The organism is uncultured Brevundimonas sp. (assembly GCF_963977465.1).
GTDB lineage: Bacteria > Pseudomonadota > Alphaproteobacteria > Caulobacterales > Caulobacteraceae > Brevundimonas.
On the sequence record NZ_CAXBOQ010000007.1, the window covers coordinates 79,217 to 95,248 of the forward strand.

Below are 16,032 nucleotides of genomic sequence, written 5' to 3' on the forward strand. Positions count from 1 at the left end.
AGGGGCTGGGGGCGGCGACTCGGACAGCCCCCTCCACCGCTTCGCGGTCCCCCTCCCCATCTCCGATGGGGAGGAGACGGTCAGGGCTCACTGGGCCAGCATGCCGCCGTCGATCTTGAACTCGGCCCCGGTGACGAATTTACTCTCGTCTGAGGCCAGATAGAGCACGCAGTACGCCACGTCGTCGGGCTCGCCGATCCGCTTCATCGGGATGCCGCGGGCCAGTTTCTGGTGGGCGGTGGTCTCGTCACCGCCGGCCATGGCGATGAAGGGATCGAGGATCGGGGTCTTGATGAAGACCGGATGCACCGAGTTGCAGCGCACGTTCCAGTCCTGTTTCGCGGCCTCGAGCGCCACGGTCTTGGTGTACATCCACACCGCCGCCTTGGTGGCGTTATAGGCCCCCATCCCCGGAGCGGCGGCCAGACCCGCCACCGACGAGATATTGATGATCGAGGCCGGGGCCGCGGCGCGCAGATGGGCCATGGCGTGTTTGCAGCCCAGCATGACGCTGTCGACATTGACGGCCTGGACCCGGTGCCAGTTCTCCAGCGTGTCACTCTCGGCGTAGTGCAGCTCGCCACCGATGCCGGCGTTATTGACCAGGATCGACAGCCCGCCCATGGCGGCGACGGCGGACTCGACTATGGCGATCCAGTCGGCCTCGCTGGTCACGTCATGGGCGAAGGCGAAGGCCGAATCCGGCACCTCGGCATTGATAGCGGTGGCGAGGGCCTCGACCCCGGCCAGATTGACGTCGGTCAGGGCGACCCTTGCCCCCTCACGCGCCAGCATCCAGGCCATGGCCGCGCCCAGCCCGCCGGCCGCGCCGGTGATCAGGGCCCGTTTGCCCGCGACCCGGCCCCGCCCTGTCGTGGTCATCTCATTGCCCTCCCAGGCGGTCAGCGGTCGCATCGATGAACCGGGCCATGCGGATATCGTTGTCGGTGACACCGCCGGCGTCATGGGTGGTCAGCAGGATTTGGACCCGGTTATAGACATTGGACCATTCCGGATGGTGATCCATCTTCTCGGCCAGCAGGGCCACCGCGGTCATGAAGGCGAAGGCGGCGTTGAAATCGTCAAATTTCAGGGCCCGCGCGATGGCCGGGCGATCGCCGGGGGCGGCGGTCCAGCCCGGCAGGCCGGCCAGGGCTTCCGTAAGGTCAAGGGCCTGAAGCGCCATTATCCGTCTCCTCTTTGCCCCTCTGCCGTATCCCGCCCGTCCCGTCGCCACAAGCGCTTGCCGGGCCGGACCGGCCCCGATGCAACCGCGACCACGAGGCCCGGTGACGGCGTCGTTGCAAACGGCTAAACCGCGCGCATGACCGACCCCGCCACAGCATCCGGCAAGACCTCATCCTTCGGGTTTCGCGACGTCGACGCGACCGAAAAGGTGCGCATGGTGCGCGGCGTATTCGACAGCGTCGCCTCCAGCTATGACCTGATGAACGACGTCATGAGCGGCGGCGTCCACCGGCTGTGGAAGGACGCGGCCGCGGCCAAGCTGAACCCGCGCCCGGGCGAGACCATCCTCGATGTCGCCGGCGGTACCGGCGACATGGCCCGGCGCTATGCGAAGATGGCGCGCGCAGCCCAGCAGCGGCGCGGCGGCGAGGACGCCTCGATCATCGTGCTGGACTACAATGCCGAGATGATCATGGCCGGGGTCGACAAGGGCGGCGAACCGGAGATGTCGTGGACGGTCGGCGACGCCATGGCCCTGCCGCTGCCGGACGCCTCGGTCGACGCCTATTCGATCAGCTTCGGCATCCGCAATGTCGCCGACATCCCCCAGGCCCTGGCCGAAGCGCGACGCGTGCTGAAGCCCGGCGGACGGTTCCTGTGCCTGGAGTTCTCGCGCCCGACCACGGCACCGGTGCGATCGGTCTATGACGCCTGGTCGTTCAAGGCCATTCCGCGCATCGGCGGCTGGATCGCCGGCGACCGCGACAGCTATCAATATCTGGTCGAGAGCATCCGCCGCTTCCCCGACCAGAAGACCTTCAAGGCGATGATCGAGGCCGCCGGCTTCAGTCGGGTGACGGTGACCAACCTGTCCGGCGGCATCGCGGCCATCCACCACGGGTGGGCGATCTGACCGGCACGGCCCGCTACCGAACGGCCCCGACGCCGCCCACCGCCCTTCCCGTGCGCGACCCGCTGGGCGCGAGCTGGCGGCTGATCGGCTGGCTGGGCGTGCTGGCGCGCTACGACGCATTGAGCCCGCGCGAGATCACCGGACAGTTGCCCGGCTGGGCCCGCCCGCTCGCCGCCCTGATCCATCTGTTCGCCCGCCGCGAAGGCCGTGTGGGCCGCCCCGGCCAGCGTCTGGCCCATGCGTTTGAACACCTCGGCCCGGTGGCGATCAAACTGGGCCAGGTCATGGCCACGCGGGCCGACATCTTCGGCACCGAGTTCGCCACCGACCTGGGCCGACTCAAGGACCGGCTGGAGCCCTTCCCCACGGCCGAGGCCCGCACCGAGGTGGAGCGCTCGCTGGGCCGACCGCTGGACAGTTTGTTCACGGATTTCGGCGACGCGATCGGGGCCGCCTCCCTGGCCCAGGCCCATCCGGCCTGGCTGGCCGACGGCCGCAAGGTGGCGGTCAAGGTGCTGCGCCCCGGGGTCGAGCGACGGGTGGCCAAAGGACTGGACTCGATGCGGCTGGCGGCGCGGCTGGCCGACCGGTTCGTGCCCCTGTCGCGCCGGCTGGAACCGCGCGCCTTCGTCGAAACCATCGCCCGCGCGCTGCAGCTGGAGCTGGACATGCGACTGGAGGCGGCCGCCGCCTCGGAACTGAAGGACATCATGGACGCCGGTCTGGCCGAGGGTGGCAGCCATATGACGGCCCCGGCTGTGGTCTGGGAGGGGGTCGGCAAGCGCGTGCTGACGCTGGAGTGGGCCGTCGGCATAGCGATGACCGATCCGGCCGCCGCCGATCAGCCGGGGCTGGACCGCAATGCCCTGGCCGACAACATCGTGCGCGCCTTCCTGAGCCAGGCGCTGGACCACGGGACCTTTCACGCCGACCTGCACGAGGGCAATCTGTTCGCCCGCGCCCCGGCCGAGGTGGTGGCTGTCGATTTCGGCATCATCGGTCGCCTCGGACCGTCCGAGCGACGCTATCTGGCCGAGATCCTGTGGGGCTTCCTGAGCCGCGACTACGAGCGCATCGCCCGGGTCCATTTCGAGGCCGGCTATGTGCCGCCGCACCATTCGGTCGAGGCTTTCGCCCAGGCCCTGCGCGCCGTCGGCGAGCCCGTCATCGGCAAACAGGCCAGCCAGGTGTCGATGGGCCGGCTACTGGGTCAGCTGTTCGAGATCACCGCCCTGTTCGACATGCATCTGCGGCCCGAACTGATCCTGCTGCAGAAGACCATGGTTTCGGTCGAGGGCGTGGCCCGGCGGCTGAACCCGGACCACGATCTGTGGGCAGCGTCCCAGCCGGTGGTCGAACGCTGGATCCGGCGCGAACTGGGACCCCAGGCCCAGATCCGCGAGACCGTGGACGAGGTCCTGTCGACCTTGAGGGCCCTGTCACAATGGGCTCAGCGGCCGCCTGAACCGGCCCCGGTCGTAGTGCAGTCCGTCACCTCGCCGTGGATCGTGGCCGGGGTGGTTCTGGCTCTTTCCACGGGCATCGGTGCCCTTGTTCTGTCGCTTTGGCAGACCATTCTCTGATCCTCACTCCGGAGTATCGCCCATGAAGACCGCCCTGCTCGCCGGCCTGGCCCTGCTGCTCAGCTCCGCCGCCGCCCTGGCCCAGACCGGACCGGCCGCTGCCACCCTGCCCAACAGCTTCGACCGGACGATCGCCGTTCCGGCTGCGCCCGCCGCGCCCCCGATCGTTCAGACCATGGCCGATGAGCGCTCCGAGGACGCCCTGCGCGATTTCATCGCCGGTGCCGCCGCCGGCGACATCGACACCTCCAACCTGTCCGATGACCTGATCACCGCGATCACCGCCCAGGCCGACCAGGTCACCCCGCTGATCCAGAGTTTCGGTGCGGTGCAGGCCGTGACCTTCGTCGGCAAGCGCGACGGGGCCGATCTGTTCAGCGTGTTGTTCGCCAATGCGGAAACGGAATGGATGATCGGCTTCAACGACGACGGCAAGATCGGGGCCCTGCTGTTCCGACCAGCCCCGACGGAATAGGCACCGTCCAGCGTTGAAGCTTCGGCGGGTGGGGGCCCACCGGAGAAGCTAGATGCGTATGTCGATCGCGGGCCTTGGCCTGCTGATGCTGGTTCCAGCCTGCGCCACCGCGCCGGAGGCCCCCCCGCACCCGGCCGGCCCCCAGGTCTTTGTCAGTCCGTTCGGCGAACCTTTCACGTCCGGCCCCAGCGAGCCCTATCCGGTCACGGCCTGGTTCACCGGCGCGGACAGTGACCACAACGACATATTGACCCCGACCGAGTTCACCGTCGACGGTGATCGCTGGTTCCTCCGGCTGGACCGGGACGGCGACCAGGTCCTGAGTCTCGGTGAAATCATGCAGTACGAGCAGGAGGTGACCCTGGCCCTGCAGGGCGGTCGCCGGCCCGGCGGTGCGGACCGGCGCAATCCCGAGCGTTCAGGATCGCTGCCCCCGGTCCATGGACTGGCCCTGGCCGGAGATCAGGAGCGGCCGCAGCGCGGTGGTGGTGGCCGGCAGGGTGGCCAGAGGGGACAGGGCCGCCGGGACGGCGGGGACGGCGGGGGTGCCGTATCACGCCTCGCGATGGCCGGATTGCTCAACGTGCCCCAGCCGGTCAAATCGGCCGATACCAATTTCGATCAGAAGGTTACCCGGGACGAATGGCACGCGACGGCGGATCGCTGGTTCCGCTTGCTGGACAGCGACCACGACGGCCGTCTGCTCATGAGCGAACTTCCCGAAACCGCATTGCAGCGCGGCGAGGGGCGGGGTCCGGGTCGGGGTCAAGGTCAGGGCCGGCGCGGTCCGGACTAATCCGAGGTGTCGGGTCGTCCGCGCGCCGATTTGATGCCCGAGCGTTTGGCCTTGCCGACCAGTCGCCTTTCCTTCGAGGCCCGGGTCGGCCGCGTCGGCACGCGATAGACCGGGGCCACCGCGGCCGTGTCCACCATTTCCTGCAGCCGGGCGATGGCGTCGGCGCGATTGCGTTCCTGTGAGCGGAAACGCACGGCATTGATCAGGATGACGCCATCGAGGGTCAGCCGGCTGCCGGCCAGTTTCATCAACCGTGCCCGCACCGGTTCGGTCAGGGACGGCGAGTTGCGCGCGTCGAACCGCATCTGCACCGAGGTCGAGACCTTGTTGACGTTCTGACCGCCCGGTCCGCCGGCGCGATAGAAACGAAACTCCAGCTCATCCTCGGGAATGACAATGCTCACGGCACGCTCCGTCGCGCCCGGACCACCGCCGTGTCCAGCGCCTGCAGGAAGGCGGACCTGTCCTTCGGGCCGAAGGGGGGCGGGCCCGAGGTCGGCAGGCCCATGGAGCGCATATGCTCACCGACCAGACGTCCAGCCAGGGCCGAGCCGATCGAGTCGGGGGTGAAGGGCTGGCCATTGGGCTTCATCGCCTGGGCGCCGGCCTTCAGGCAGCGGTCGGCCAGCGGGATGTCCGAGGTGATGACGATGTCGCCCGTCACAGCGCGTTCGGCGATCCAGTCGTCGGCGATGTCCGGACCCGCATCGACCACCACCTGTTCGATCCACGGCGCGCGGCGGGTGTTGATCCAGCCGTTGGAGACGACGAAGACCTGCAGGCCGTAGCGTTCGGCCACGCGATACACCTCATCCTTCACCGGACAGGCGTCGGCGTCGATGAACAGGCGGGTGGCAGGTGTGGCGGGCGGGGTCATGCCCCGCCCTGTATCACTGTCCGTAGGCCGGTGGCATCCCGTTGGCCTGAACCCCGCCGTTACGATAGCGGTCGCGCAGCAGGAACTGGCGGCTGGTCATCGACTGGGCCTCGCCGCCGATATAGACGGCCTCGGCCTGGCTGAGGGGTTCCAGCGGGTCACCGGACCAGATCACCACATCGGCCGCAGCCCCGGCTTTCAGCTCACCGAACTGGCCGGCCATGCCGAAAATCCGCGCCGGGTTGACGGTGATGGCCGCGATCGCGGCCTCATAGGACAGGCCGTGCGAGACGGCGTTGCCCGCGTTGTAGCGAATATCGCGCGCGCGGTGGGTCGAGCCCTCATTGCCCTTGATGGCGATGACAACCCCGGCAGCCTGGAGGGCGGCGGCGTTCTCCATCCGGGCCGCGCGCATTTCGAAACTGCTCGGCAGGTTGGCGATCGGATTGAGCAGAACCGGCACGCCGGCGGCGGCGATCTGATCGGCGACCAGCCAGCCCTCCTCGGCCCCGTCGAGGATCAGCTTGACCCCCTCCTCGCGGCCCAGACGCAGGACCTGCTGGATGTCGGCCGCGCGATGGACGGTGACGATCAGCGGCATCGTGCCGTTGGCGACCGGGATCAGCGCCTCGAGATCGGCCCGCGACAGGCTGAGGTCGCGCAGGCCGGCGCGGTCATAGGCCGACCGGTTGCGCGCGAACAGCCGGACCTCGGCCAGGGTTTCCTTGAACTGGGTGAACTGGGCTCCGCGCGCCCCACCCGCGATGCCGGCTCCGGCTTCGCCGAACGGAGCGACCATGGCTACCCGCGGCTTGACCAGAATATCGGTACCCTCGGCCAGGTGAATGACGGCCGCCTGGCCGGCGAACAGGCTGGGCGACTGCAGGCCGGCCGAACCGACGCCGGCGAAGTCGCTGTCGTCATGGGCGTGACCACCCCCGCCGCCACCGGCATGACTGGGGGTGACGATGGCGCGGGTCACACCGCCGAGCCGGGCGACCGGCAGGGTGAAGGACCAGGGATCGAGACCGTAGGAGACGTCGAACGCAGCGCTGACGCTGTTGGCGCTGCTGGACAGGTCGTTCGAGCCGCGGACCGAGGACACTTCGGAACCGCCCAGGCCGCTGTCGACGGCGACGAAGCCGGGGGTGACGATCTTGCCACGCGCATCGATGATCCGGGCCCCGGATGGGGCCGCGCTGGTGCCGACCGAGACGATCCGGCCATCACGCAGGACGACGGTGCCGTTCTCGATCACTGAAGTGCCGGTCAGGACCCGGCCGCCGGTGATGGCGGTCAGTTCCTGCGCGAGAGAGGGCGTCGACAGGGTCAGGGCCGCGGCGGCGCCGAGAATGAAGCTGGTGAGACGCATCAGCGGGCTCCTTCACGGACGTTGGCGGCACTGAGGTCGTAACCGGGCTGACCCAGTTCGAAGTCGGACACCGGCTGATAGGCCGGGTTCATGCGATCGAACGTCAGGGCCCCGTCGATGAAGACCTGATCGGCGCGGGCGTAGATGCTGAAGGGATCGGCGCTCCAGATCACCACGTCGGCGCGCTTGCCGGCCTCGAGCGATCCGGTCTGGTCGGCGATACCCAGCGACCGGGCCGGGTTCAGGGTGATCCAGCTGATCGCCCGCTCCTCGGGGATGGTCATACCGATACGGCGACCGGCCGCCAGGGCGGCCGCGGCCTCCTGGTTGAGGCGCTGGGTCAGCTGGGCGTCATCGGAGTGGATGATGGCACAGGAGCCCTCGGGGGCATCGACCAGGGCGGCATTGGCCTCAACCGCATCGAGCGCCTCCATCTTGAAGCCCCACCAGCCGGTCCACATGTCGGCGCAGATGCCCTCGCGGGCCAGCATCGGCGCGATCTTGTAGGCCTCGATGGCGTGGTGGAAGGCGGTGATCTGGTAGCCGAACTCCTTGGAGATATCGATCATCACCGCCATCTCGTCCGCGCGGTAGCAGTGGTTCTGGATCAGGATCGTGCCGTCCAGCACCCCGACCAGGGTTTCGAGCTGGAGATTGCGGGTCGGCGGCGAACCCTCGCCGTCATCGCGCCACTTGTCCCATTTGGCCTTGTATTCGCGGGCGGCGATGAAGGCGGCGCGATAGCCGGCGACATTGCCCATGCCGGTGGCCGGCGACTGGTTGCGGCTGCCGTAGACCCGCGACGGGTTCTCGCCACAGGCCATTTTCAGCCCGTAGGGCGCGCCGGGCATCTTCATGCCCTGCATGGTGATCGACGGCACATTGCGAACGGTGACCCCGCGACCGCCGAACAGATTGGCCGATCCGGGCAGGATCTGCAGCGTGGTCACGCCACCCGCGCGAGCGGTGTTGAAGCCGGGGTCCTGGGGCCAGATCGAGTGTTCGGCCCAGACCTGGGCGGTGTTGGGATTGGTGGCTTCGTTGCCGTCGCTCATGCCCTGCACGCCGGGCGAGGGATAGACGCCGAGGTGGCTGTGGGTGTCGATCACCCCGGGGGTGACATAGCGGCCGCGGGCATCAACGACACGAAAGCCCGCCGGCACGGGGGTCGCGGCGTCGCCGACCGCGGTGACCCGCCCGTCGGTGACGATGACCACGCCATTGTCGAATTTCGTGCCGGCCCCGGTCAGGACCGTGCCGCCGACGATGGCCATGTTCTCGCGCGGCATCGCCGCATAGGTCGAGGGGAAGGGGTCAGGATTGGCGGCCGCGTCGAGGCCGCGGGCCAGGGTCCGGCCGTTGTCGGCGCTGGACGCGGCCGGCGTGTCGGTGGTTCCGGCCGCTCCTGTGGTGGCGCAGGCCCCCAGCGACAGGCCGCCGGCCAGAACGCAGGCGAGGACAGCGAGGCTGGTGCCCCGCAGGCGATTGACGGTCATCGAATTCTCCCCAGAGACCCAACCATCGCCGCCCCGGCGATGTGTGATGACGGGATTGGACCCCCTCCCCGCGGGAACGTCAAAGTGGGATTCATTACAAACCCGTAAGGTTGGCCCGTACCTGTCCGTCATCGAGGCCGTCGATGTGAATCATCTTGAGCCGCGACTGGCCGCCACGCTGCAGCGTCACCGCAGATTTCGGTACGCCGAGGCTTTTAGCGAGCAATTTCAGCAGGGCGGCATTGGCCTCGCCCTCGACCGGGCGGGCGCGCACACGGACCTTCAGAACAGCGCGCCCTTCGGCGTCGACATCCCAGCCGTCGATGCGGTCGGCGGCGGCACCGGGGGTCAGGCGGACAGCGAGGCGGGCGGAGTCGGACATTCCGCTCCACCCGGCCTTCGTATCAGCCCAGCGCCGTCATCAGTTCCGGGATGGCCACCTTGTAGTCGGCGACGATGCCGAAATCAGCGACCTGGAAGATCGGGGCGTCGGGATCCTTGTTGATGGCGACGATGATCTTGGAGTCCTTCATCCCGGCCAGATGCTGGATCGCGCCGGAGATGCCGATGGCGATGTACAGGCCCGGAGCCACGACCTTGCCGGTCTGGCCGACCTGATAGTCGTTGGGCGCATAGCCGGCGTCGACGGCAGCGCGCGAGGCCCCGACGGCAGCACCCAGCTTGTCTGCCAGCGGATCCATCACGGCGTGGAACTCCTCGGCCGAACCCAGGGCCCGCCCACCGGATACGACGATCTTGGCCGCGCCCAGTTCGGGACGGTCGGACTTGACCATCTCTTCCGAGACGAAGCCGGCGCTGCGACCGGCGTCGACGACCTTGGCAGCCTCGACCGCGGCCGCCCCCCCCTCTTCCGCCGCGTTGAAGGCGGTCGGGCGCACGGTGATGACCTTCTTGCCGTCCGAGGACTGGATCGTCTCCAGCGCGTTGCCGGCGTAGATCGGGCGCACGAAGGTATCGGCCGAGACCACCTCGATGATGTCCGAGATCGGCGCGACGTCGAGGGCGGCGGCGATACGGGGCATGAAATTCTTGCCGTCGGTGGTGGCCGGCGACAGGATCGCGTCATAGCCCCCGGCCATGGCCACCACGGTCGCGGCGACGGCCTCGGCCAGTTGGTGACCCAGGGCGGGGCTTTCAGCCTGCAGAACCTTGCGCACGCCCTTGATCTTCGCGGCGGCACCGGCGGCGGCCTTGGAGCCGTCGCCGAGGACCAGGACATCGACGTCGCCGGACAGGGCCAGGGCCGCCGTCACGGTCTTGTGGGTGGTGTCGCGGACGGTGTCCCCGTCGCGGTCGGCAATGACGAGAACGGCCATTACAGGACCCCCGCGGTCTTGAGCTTGGAAACCAGTTCGGCGGCGTCCGCCACGATGATACCGGCCGAGCGTTTGGGCGGCTCGGTGACCTTCAGGACCTTGAGACGCGGCGCGACGTCAATGCCGTAGTCGGCGACCGCCTTCATGGCGATCTCCTTCTTCTTGGCCTTCATGATGTTGGGCAGGGAGGCATAACGCGGCGTGTTCAGCCGCAGGTCCACCGTCACCACCGCCGGCAGCGGGGCCGCCAGGGTCTGCAGGCCGCCGTCGACCTCGCGGGTCACCGTGGCCTTGCCGTCAGCGATGACGATCTTGCCGGCGAAGGTGGCCTGGGGCCAGTCCAGCAGGGCCGCCAGCATCTGGCCTACGGCATTGTTGTCTCCGTCGATCGACTGTTTGCCCAGCAGAACCAGGTCCGGCTTCTCCTCGTCGACCACCGCCTTGAGCAGCTTGGCGACAGCGAGGGGCTCAAGATCGGCGTCGGACTGGATCAGGATGCCGCGGTCGGCCCCCATGGCCAGGGCGGTGCGGATGGTTTCCTGGGCCTGGGTCACGCCGATCGAGACCACGACGATCTCGGTAGCGGTGCCGGCGGCATGATGGTCCTTGCCGTCGCGCAGACGTACGGCCTCCTCGACGGCGATTTCGTCGAACGGGTTCATGCTCATCTTGACGTTGGCCAGATCGACGCCGGTCTGGTCCGACTTCACTCGAGCCTTGACGTTATAGTCGATCACCCTTTTGACAGGGACGAGAACCTTCATGAGCCTACCCATACAAGCGCCGGAATGTTGCGGCACGGAATGGAACGGCCAGAAGGGCCTGTCAATGTAACGTCGGGTCAAGTCGCCGTGGTGACCTGTCCTGAAACACGCCGGAAAACGCGATGAAACGCCTGTTGACGATGAAACGGCTGAGCGCCCTGTTCCTGAGCCTGTTCGGCGTACTGGTGGCCGGAGCTTTCGCCTATCAGGCGCTATGGGCTGAGCCGGGCGAACGCTGTGAGGCCCGCGGACAGTGGTGGGCCGACGAAGGCCGCATCTGCGCCCAACCGATCTCGATCGCCGAGATCACGGGTCGACCCAATCCCGGCGAGCGGGCCGCGGCATCGGCCGAAAAGAACCGTGAACTGGTGCGGATCGAGGACGAGATCGCCGCCCAGAAACGCGCCCGCGACGCCGACGCTGATGTCCAGCGCGCCCGGCTCGCAGCCTCACAGGGTCGCTAGCGGGTCGCGCCGGGCTTCCACAGGACGTCACCGCCGCCATTGGCGTTGGCCCGTCGGGCCGCGACGAACAGATGGTCCGACAGCCGGTTCAGATAGCGGGCCGCCGCCGGGGTCACGGTCTCACCGGACTCGACCAGACGCACCGTCTCGCGTTCGGCCCGTCGGCAGACGGTACGGGCCAGATGCAGATGCGCCGACAGGGGCGCGCCACCGGAGAGAATGAAGCTGTCCAGAGGCTTGAGACAGTCATTCATCCAGTCGATCTCGGACTCGATCCGCTCGACCTGGCTGTCGAGGATGCGCAGCGCCTCCCATTTCGGCGGCGGCTCATGCGGCGTGGACAGGTCCGCGCCCAGATCGAACAGTTCGTTCTGGATACGACCCAGCATCGCGTCGATCCGGTCATTCTGGCCGGAATGCAGCCGGGCGACACCGATGACGGCATTCAACTCGTCGACCGCGCCATAGGCCGAGACCCGCGCGCAGGACTTGGACACCGGCTCCCCCGAGGCCAGCCGCGTGGATCCGTCATCGCCGGTACGGGTGTAGATTTTGTTCAGAACGACCATTGGCTCTTCCTCGGGGCTTCAGCCGCCGTGTGATGTCTTCCACCACAGGCCGGCCATCAGCAGGGTGACGGCGACGGCCTGAAGCACGATGCGCAGCCGCATCAGCTTGTTCGAATTGGAGCGGGCATAGTCCCCGCCCCGGAAGAGCGAATAGATCCCGAAGCCCAGTGTGACGGTCACCGCGGCCACGGCCAGCAGGATCAGAACGGTAAAGACGTTTTGCATGGCTCTGTTCTAGTCCGCTGCGCAGTGGGAGACCAGTCGGCGCGTGCCGCGACCGGGTGCCGCAACGGTGCGATGCAAGTTTTTGCCGCCGGGCTAAGCGATTGGTCACCATTTCAGGCCATAAGTCGTGGCGAGGACCGGGATGACCGACAGAACTATTCGCAATCTGGACAATCTGCGCCATTCGGCGTCGACCGCGCGGTTGCTCAACCTGCTCAAGGTGGCGAACGATCACGGCCACACGCGCGCCTGGGCCGAACAGCCCCTGTTCGAGTCCATGAGCCTGAACCGCGCCATGATCCTCAAACACCGGTTGCGCCGGGACGAGCTGGACTGTTTCGTCGGGCGGCGGCACGTGGCGACAAAGATCATCCTGCCGATCGATGCGGAAGAGCTGAAGGCGGGCGGCCGCTACACCTTTATCAATCAGCTCGGCTTCGATCGGATCGTTAAGGAAGGCTTCGGTCTGACACCGGACCATCCGGACGTCGAGACCCTGAGCGTCCTCGATCAGTTGCCCTCGCTGGATCCGTTCCTGTTGCGCGAACGGCTACGCCGCAACGGCATCGAACCAGCCGCCTGCTATTTCGCGATCAGCGAGTCGGACCTCGACCAGATGTCCACCTTCGTCGAAAGCGAGATCCAGCCCCTCGTCAGTCTCAGCGTCGGCGACCTCGAGTTCATGCCGGGGTCCGTCCAGACCCTGGCCGGCAAGATCCTGTCCGGCGAACCCGGCGAACATATGGAAGCGTTGCGCGTCACCCTGCGACTGGCACCGGACGATTACCAGGAGGGCATCTTCTGCTGGAAGGGTTTCCTCTATTACAAATGGGTCCTGACAACCCTGACTGCGGAGATCAGCGCCGTATCGGACGAGGTCGCGAACATGGTCCCCCGCGGCCGGATCGAACCGGCTCTCAAGGACTATCTGTCGCGAACGCGCGAGCTGCTGCGTGGCCGAATCCTGCGCACCTGCGAGGAGGTTCGGGTCACGATCGAGGTCTATGACAATGCCTTCGCCGGCCTGTCCATTGAAGGCCAGTCGGGCGTGTTCAGGGACTTCCTGATCGAGGCTCCGTCAATGTTCAGCCGCCTCGGGGAACAGCTCGGTGCGCTCCAGCACATCGTCAGCTTCTGGCGCTACCGGTTCGCGCCGGGACGGGCCCCAGCAGACGTGGGAGAACTCATTGATATCCTGATGGATTTCGAGATCGGCCTGCTCGGATATGGTGAGACCATCGGCGTCAACCCCGCCGCCGCCTGAGGCCTCGCCGGATCCGGGCCACCGAAGCCACCCCACAAAAGGAAACGGGCCGGCGGTTTCCCGCCGGCCCTTGCCAATTCGCCCTCCACCCTGACCGGGTGGAACGGGATCTAGTAGCGGTAGTGATCCGGCTTGAACGGCCCCTCGGTCGGGACCGAGATATAGGCGGCCTGTTCCTTCGACAGGGTCGTCAGCTTCGCGCCCAGCTTGGCCAGGTGCAGCATGGCGACCTTCTCGTCGAGGTGTTTGGGCAGGACATAGACTTGGTTCTCGTATTTGGCCTTGTTGGTCCACAGTTCGATCTGCGCCAGCGTCTGGTTGGTGAACGAGGCCGACATCACGAACGACGGGTGACCGGTCGCATTGCCGAGGTTCACCAGACGCCCCTGCGACAGCAGGATGATCTTGTTGCCGCCCGGGAATTCGATGTGGTCGACCTGGGGCTTGATCTCGTCCCATTTGAAATTCTTCAGGCCGGCGACCTGAATCTCGGAATCGAAATGCCCGATGTTGCAGACGATGGCGTTGTTACGCATCCGGCGCATGTGATCGACGGTGATCACATCCTTGTTGCCGGTGGCGGTGACGAAGATGTCGGCCTTGTCGCAGACGTCATCCAGGGTCTGGACGTCATAGCCTTCCATCGCCGCCTGCAGGGCGCAGATCGGGTCGATCTCGGTAACGATGACCCGCGCGCCGCCGTTGCGCAGCGACGCGGCCGAGCCCTTGCCGACGTCGCCATAGCCGCAGACCACGGCGACCTTGCCCGAAAGCATCACGTCGGTGCCGCGACGGATGGCGTCGACCAGGCTTTCACGGCAGCCGTAGAGGTTATCGAACTTGGACTTGGTGACGCTGTCGTTGACGTTGATGGCGGGGAACGGCAGCTCGCCCTTTTCGGCCATCTGGTACAGGCGGTGCACGCCGGTGGTGGTTTCTTCGGAGACGCCGCCGATGGCGTCGCGGATGGCCGAATAGAAGCCCGGCTTTTCCCTGATGTAGCGCTTCATCACGGCATAGAGGGCTTCCTCTTCCTCGTTCTCGGGATTGTCGAGCACCGAGATGTCCTTCTCGGCCTTGGGGCCGAGCACGCACAGCAGGGTGGCGTCGCCGCCGTCGTCGAGGATCAGGTTCGGGTAGCCGCCGTCGGCCCATTCGAAGATCTTGTGGGCGTAGTCCCAGTACTCCTCGAGGGTCTCGCCCTTGGTGGCGAACACCGGCGTGCCCGAGGCGGCAATGGCGGCCGCGGCGTGGTCCTGGGTCGAAAAGATGTTGCACGAAGCCCAGCGGACCTCGGCGCCGAGGGCTTCCAGCGTCTGGATCAGCACGGCGGTCTGGATGGTCATGTGCAGGCTGCCAGCGATGCGGGCCCCCTTCAGCGGCTTGCTGGTACCGAATTCGTCGCGCAGGGCCATCAGCCCGGGCATTTCGGTTTCGGCGATGGAGATTTCCTTGTTGCCGTAGTCAGCCAGGGAAATGTCGCGGACGATGTAGTCGGTCATGCGGAAACGCTCTTTCGCCAATTAGGGGGGATTGCCGCGCCCTATAGCCCGACGGGCCGCAGGGAGCAATGCTCATATAAGGATATCCTTATATGATGCGGCGGACGATCACGTCCGGATTTCGAATTCCGGCGCTTGGCGCGTCAGCGGCGAGCCGCTAGTCAGCACCCATGGCCGATGACATCGCAATGAACCGCCCCGCCGCCCGCAACTTCGCCCAGCCGCGCCATGACTGGACCCTCAACGAGGTTGAGGCCCTGTTCGCCCGGCCGTTCATGGAACTGGTGTTTGAGGCTGCCACCGTGCACCGGGCGTGGTTCGATCCATCAGAAGTGCAAAAGAGTCAGTTGCTGTCGATCAAGACCGGCGGTTGCGCCGAAAACTGTGGCTATTGCAGCCAGTCAGCCAGCTTCGACACCGGACTGAAAGCCGAAAAGCTGATGGACGCCACCGCGGTGCTGGCCGAGGCCATGGCGGCCAGGGCGGGCGGTGCCAGCCGCTTCTGCATGGGCGCGGCCTGGCGCGAACTGAAAGACCGCGACACACCCAAGCTGGCGACCATGATCGCGGGGGTAAAGGCGCTGGGGCTGGAGACCTGCGCCACACTGGGCATGCTGACCGCCGATCAGGCACGTCAGCTCAAGGACGCGGGACTCGACTTCTATAATCACAACCTGGACACCGGCCCGGAGTATTACGCCCAGGTCGTCACCACCCGGACCTACCAGGACCGGCTGGACACGCTGAAGCACGTCCGCGATGCGGGCATGAGCACCTGCTGCGGCGGCATCGTCGGCATGGGCGAAGCACGGCGTGACCGCGCCAGCCTGCTGCACGCCCTGGCCACCCTGCCCGCACATCCCGACAGCCTGCCGGTCAATGCGCTGGTGCCGGTCACCGGCACGCCGCTGGGCGAGCGGATGCTGGAAGAAGGGCAGATCGACCCGATCGAATTCGTCCGCACCGTCGCGGTGGCACGATTGGTCTGCCCCAAGGCCATGGTGCGGCTGTCGGCGGGACGCGAGACGATGAGCCCCGAGATGCAGGCACTGTGCTTCCTCGCCGGGGCCAATTCGATTTTCGTCGGCGGTAAGCTGCTGACCACACCCAATCCGGAACAGGACGAGGACGCTGCCCTGTTCGCCCTGCTGGACCTGCGTGCCATGGAGGCGGGCGGCGTTACAGCGGCGGCCCGAGCGTAACCGGA

The 16,032-nt window shown here is 67.0% G+C and carries 19 protein-coding genes; 7 read left to right on the forward strand and 12 right to left on the reverse strand.

Annotation, left to right across the window (positions count from 1 at the left end; translation table 11 throughout):
- Positions 1–87: 87 nt before the first annotated feature.
- Together AAC067_RS14505 and AAC067_RS14510 are read right to left on the reverse strand one after the other, a co-directional pair.
- A complete protein-coding gene (locus AAC067_RS14505) occupies positions 88–882 on the reverse strand; it encodes an SDR family oxidoreductase (RefSeq protein WP_339933563.1) in 795 nt (264 codons plus the stop codon).
- Position 883: 1 nt separating this feature from the next.
- Complete coding sequence (locus AAC067_RS14510; protein WP_339933564.1) at positions 884–1,186, reverse strand: 4a-hydroxytetrahydrobiopterin dehydratase; 303 nt, start codon at positions 1,184–1,186, stop codon at positions 884–886.
- Positions 1,187–1,324: 138 nt separating this feature from the next.
- On the opposite strand from AAC067_RS14510, the gene AAC067_RS14515 reads away from it, so the two are divergent.
- The 4 genes from AAC067_RS14515 to AAC067_RS14530 are packed head-to-tail and all read left to right on the forward strand — an operon-like array spanning position 1,325 to position 4,955.
- Positions 1,325–2,101 carry a class I SAM-dependent methyltransferase gene (locus tag AAC067_RS14515; protein ID WP_339933565.1) on the forward strand — a complete coding sequence of 259 codons (777 nt, stop codon included), beginning with the start codon at positions 1,325–1,327 and terminating at the stop codon, positions 2,099–2,101.
- Complete coding sequence (gene ubiB / locus AAC067_RS14520; protein WP_339933566.1) at positions 2,089–3,684, forward strand: 2-polyprenylphenol 6-hydroxylase; 1,596 nt, start codon at positions 2,089–2,091, stop codon at positions 3,682–3,684. The genes AAC067_RS14515 and ubiB overlap by 13 nt, the downstream gene beginning before the upstream one ends.
- A gap of 22 nt (positions 3,685–3,706) precedes the next feature.
- The gene (locus tag AAC067_RS14525) at positions 3,707–4,159 is read left to right on the forward strand and encodes a hypothetical protein (RefSeq protein ID WP_339933567.1); all 453 of its coding nucleotides are present in this window, start codon (positions 3,707–3,709) and stop codon (positions 4,157–4,159) included.
- Positions 4,160–4,211: 52 nt separating this feature from the next.
- A complete protein-coding gene (locus AAC067_RS14530; protein WP_339933568.1) occupies positions 4,212–4,955 on the forward strand; it encodes a hypothetical protein in 744 nt (247 codons plus the stop codon).
- Here AAC067_RS14530 and arfB read toward each other — a convergent pair.
- From arfB to AAC067_RS14565, 7 genes are all read right to left on the reverse strand, one after another.
- A complete protein-coding gene (gene arfB / locus AAC067_RS14535) occupies positions 4,952–5,359 on the reverse strand; it encodes an alternative ribosome rescue aminoacyl-tRNA hydrolase ArfB (protein ID WP_339933569.1) in 408 nt (135 codons plus the stop codon). The genes AAC067_RS14530 and arfB overlap by 4 nt on opposite strands.
- Positions 5,356–5,832: a YaiI/YqxD family protein gene (locus tag AAC067_RS14540; protein WP_339933570.1), complete on the reverse strand. Its 477-nt coding sequence runs from the start codon at positions 5,830–5,832 to the stop codon at positions 5,356–5,358. Before AAC067_RS14540 ends, arfB begins: the two co-directional genes overlap by 4 nt.
- Before the next feature lie 13 nt (positions 5,833–5,845).
- Positions 5,846–7,204, reverse strand: a complete 1,359-nt coding sequence (locus tag AAC067_RS14545; RefSeq protein WP_339933571.1) for an amidohydrolase family protein — start codon at positions 7,202–7,204, stop codon at positions 5,846–5,848.
- Positions 7,204–8,700 (reverse strand): amidohydrolase, encoded by a 1,497-nt coding sequence (locus AAC067_RS14550; protein ID WP_339933572.1) that lies wholly within the window; start codon positions 8,698–8,700, stop codon positions 7,204–7,206. Before AAC067_RS14550 ends, AAC067_RS14545 begins: the two co-directional genes overlap by 1 nt.
- Positions 8,701–8,794: 94 nt before the next feature.
- The gene (locus AAC067_RS14555) at positions 8,795–9,082 is read right to left on the reverse strand and encodes a DUF167 family protein (RefSeq protein WP_339933573.1); all 288 of its coding nucleotides are present in this window, start codon (positions 9,080–9,082) and stop codon (positions 8,795–8,797) included.
- Between the two features lie 22 nt (positions 9,083–9,104).
- A complete protein-coding gene (locus AAC067_RS14560; RefSeq protein WP_339933574.1) occupies positions 9,105–10,037 on the reverse strand; it encodes an FAD-binding protein in 933 nt (310 codons plus the stop codon).
- Positions 10,037–10,801 (reverse strand): electron transfer flavoprotein subunit beta/FixA family protein, encoded by a 765-nt coding sequence (locus tag AAC067_RS14565; RefSeq protein WP_339933575.1) that lies wholly within the window; start codon positions 10,799–10,801, stop codon positions 10,037–10,039. The genes AAC067_RS14560 and AAC067_RS14565 overlap by 1 nt, the downstream gene beginning before the upstream one ends.
- Positions 10,802–10,923: 122 nt before the next feature.
- Between AAC067_RS14565 and AAC067_RS14570 the strand changes: the two genes are divergently transcribed.
- Positions 10,924–11,265, forward strand: a complete 342-nt coding sequence (locus tag AAC067_RS14570; RefSeq protein WP_339933576.1) for a hypothetical protein — start codon at positions 10,924–10,926, stop codon at positions 11,263–11,265.
- On the opposite strand, the gene AAC067_RS14575 is transcribed toward AAC067_RS14570, so the two are convergent.
- Together AAC067_RS14575 and AAC067_RS14580 are read right to left on the reverse strand one after the other, a co-directional pair.
- Entirely contained in the window at positions 11,262–11,834 is a 573-nt protein-coding gene (locus AAC067_RS14575) for a cob(I)yrinic acid a,c-diamide adenosyltransferase (protein WP_339933577.1), read from the reverse strand. The two genes, AAC067_RS14570 and AAC067_RS14575, sit on opposite strands and share 4 nt — an antisense overlap.
- Before the next feature lie 18 nt (positions 11,835–11,852).
- Positions 11,853–12,059 (reverse strand): twin transmembrane helix small protein, encoded by a 207-nt coding sequence (locus AAC067_RS14580; protein WP_339933578.1) that lies wholly within the window; start codon positions 12,057–12,059, stop codon positions 11,853–11,855.
- Between the two features lie 142 nt (positions 12,060–12,201).
- Here AAC067_RS14580 and AAC067_RS14585 point away from each other — a divergent pair, with 142 nt between their 5' ends.
- Positions 12,202–13,323 (forward strand): hypothetical protein, encoded by a 1,122-nt coding sequence (locus AAC067_RS14585; protein ID WP_339933579.1) that lies wholly within the window; start codon positions 12,202–12,204, stop codon positions 13,321–13,323.
- Positions 13,324–13,433: 110 nt separating this feature from the next.
- On the opposite strand, the gene ahcY is transcribed toward AAC067_RS14585, so the two are convergent.
- On the reverse strand, positions 13,434–14,825 hold the full coding sequence (gene ahcY, locus AAC067_RS14590) for an adenosylhomocysteinase (RefSeq protein WP_339933580.1): 1,392 nt from the start codon (positions 14,823–14,825) through the stop codon (positions 13,434–13,436).
- Between the two features lie 188 nt (positions 14,826–15,013).
- Between ahcY and bioB the strand changes: the two genes are divergently transcribed.
- Positions 15,014–16,027, forward strand: a complete 1,014-nt coding sequence (gene bioB, locus AAC067_RS14595; RefSeq protein WP_339933581.1) for a biotin synthase BioB — start codon at positions 15,014–15,016, stop codon at positions 16,025–16,027.
- Positions 16,028–16,032: the final 5 nt, after the last annotated feature.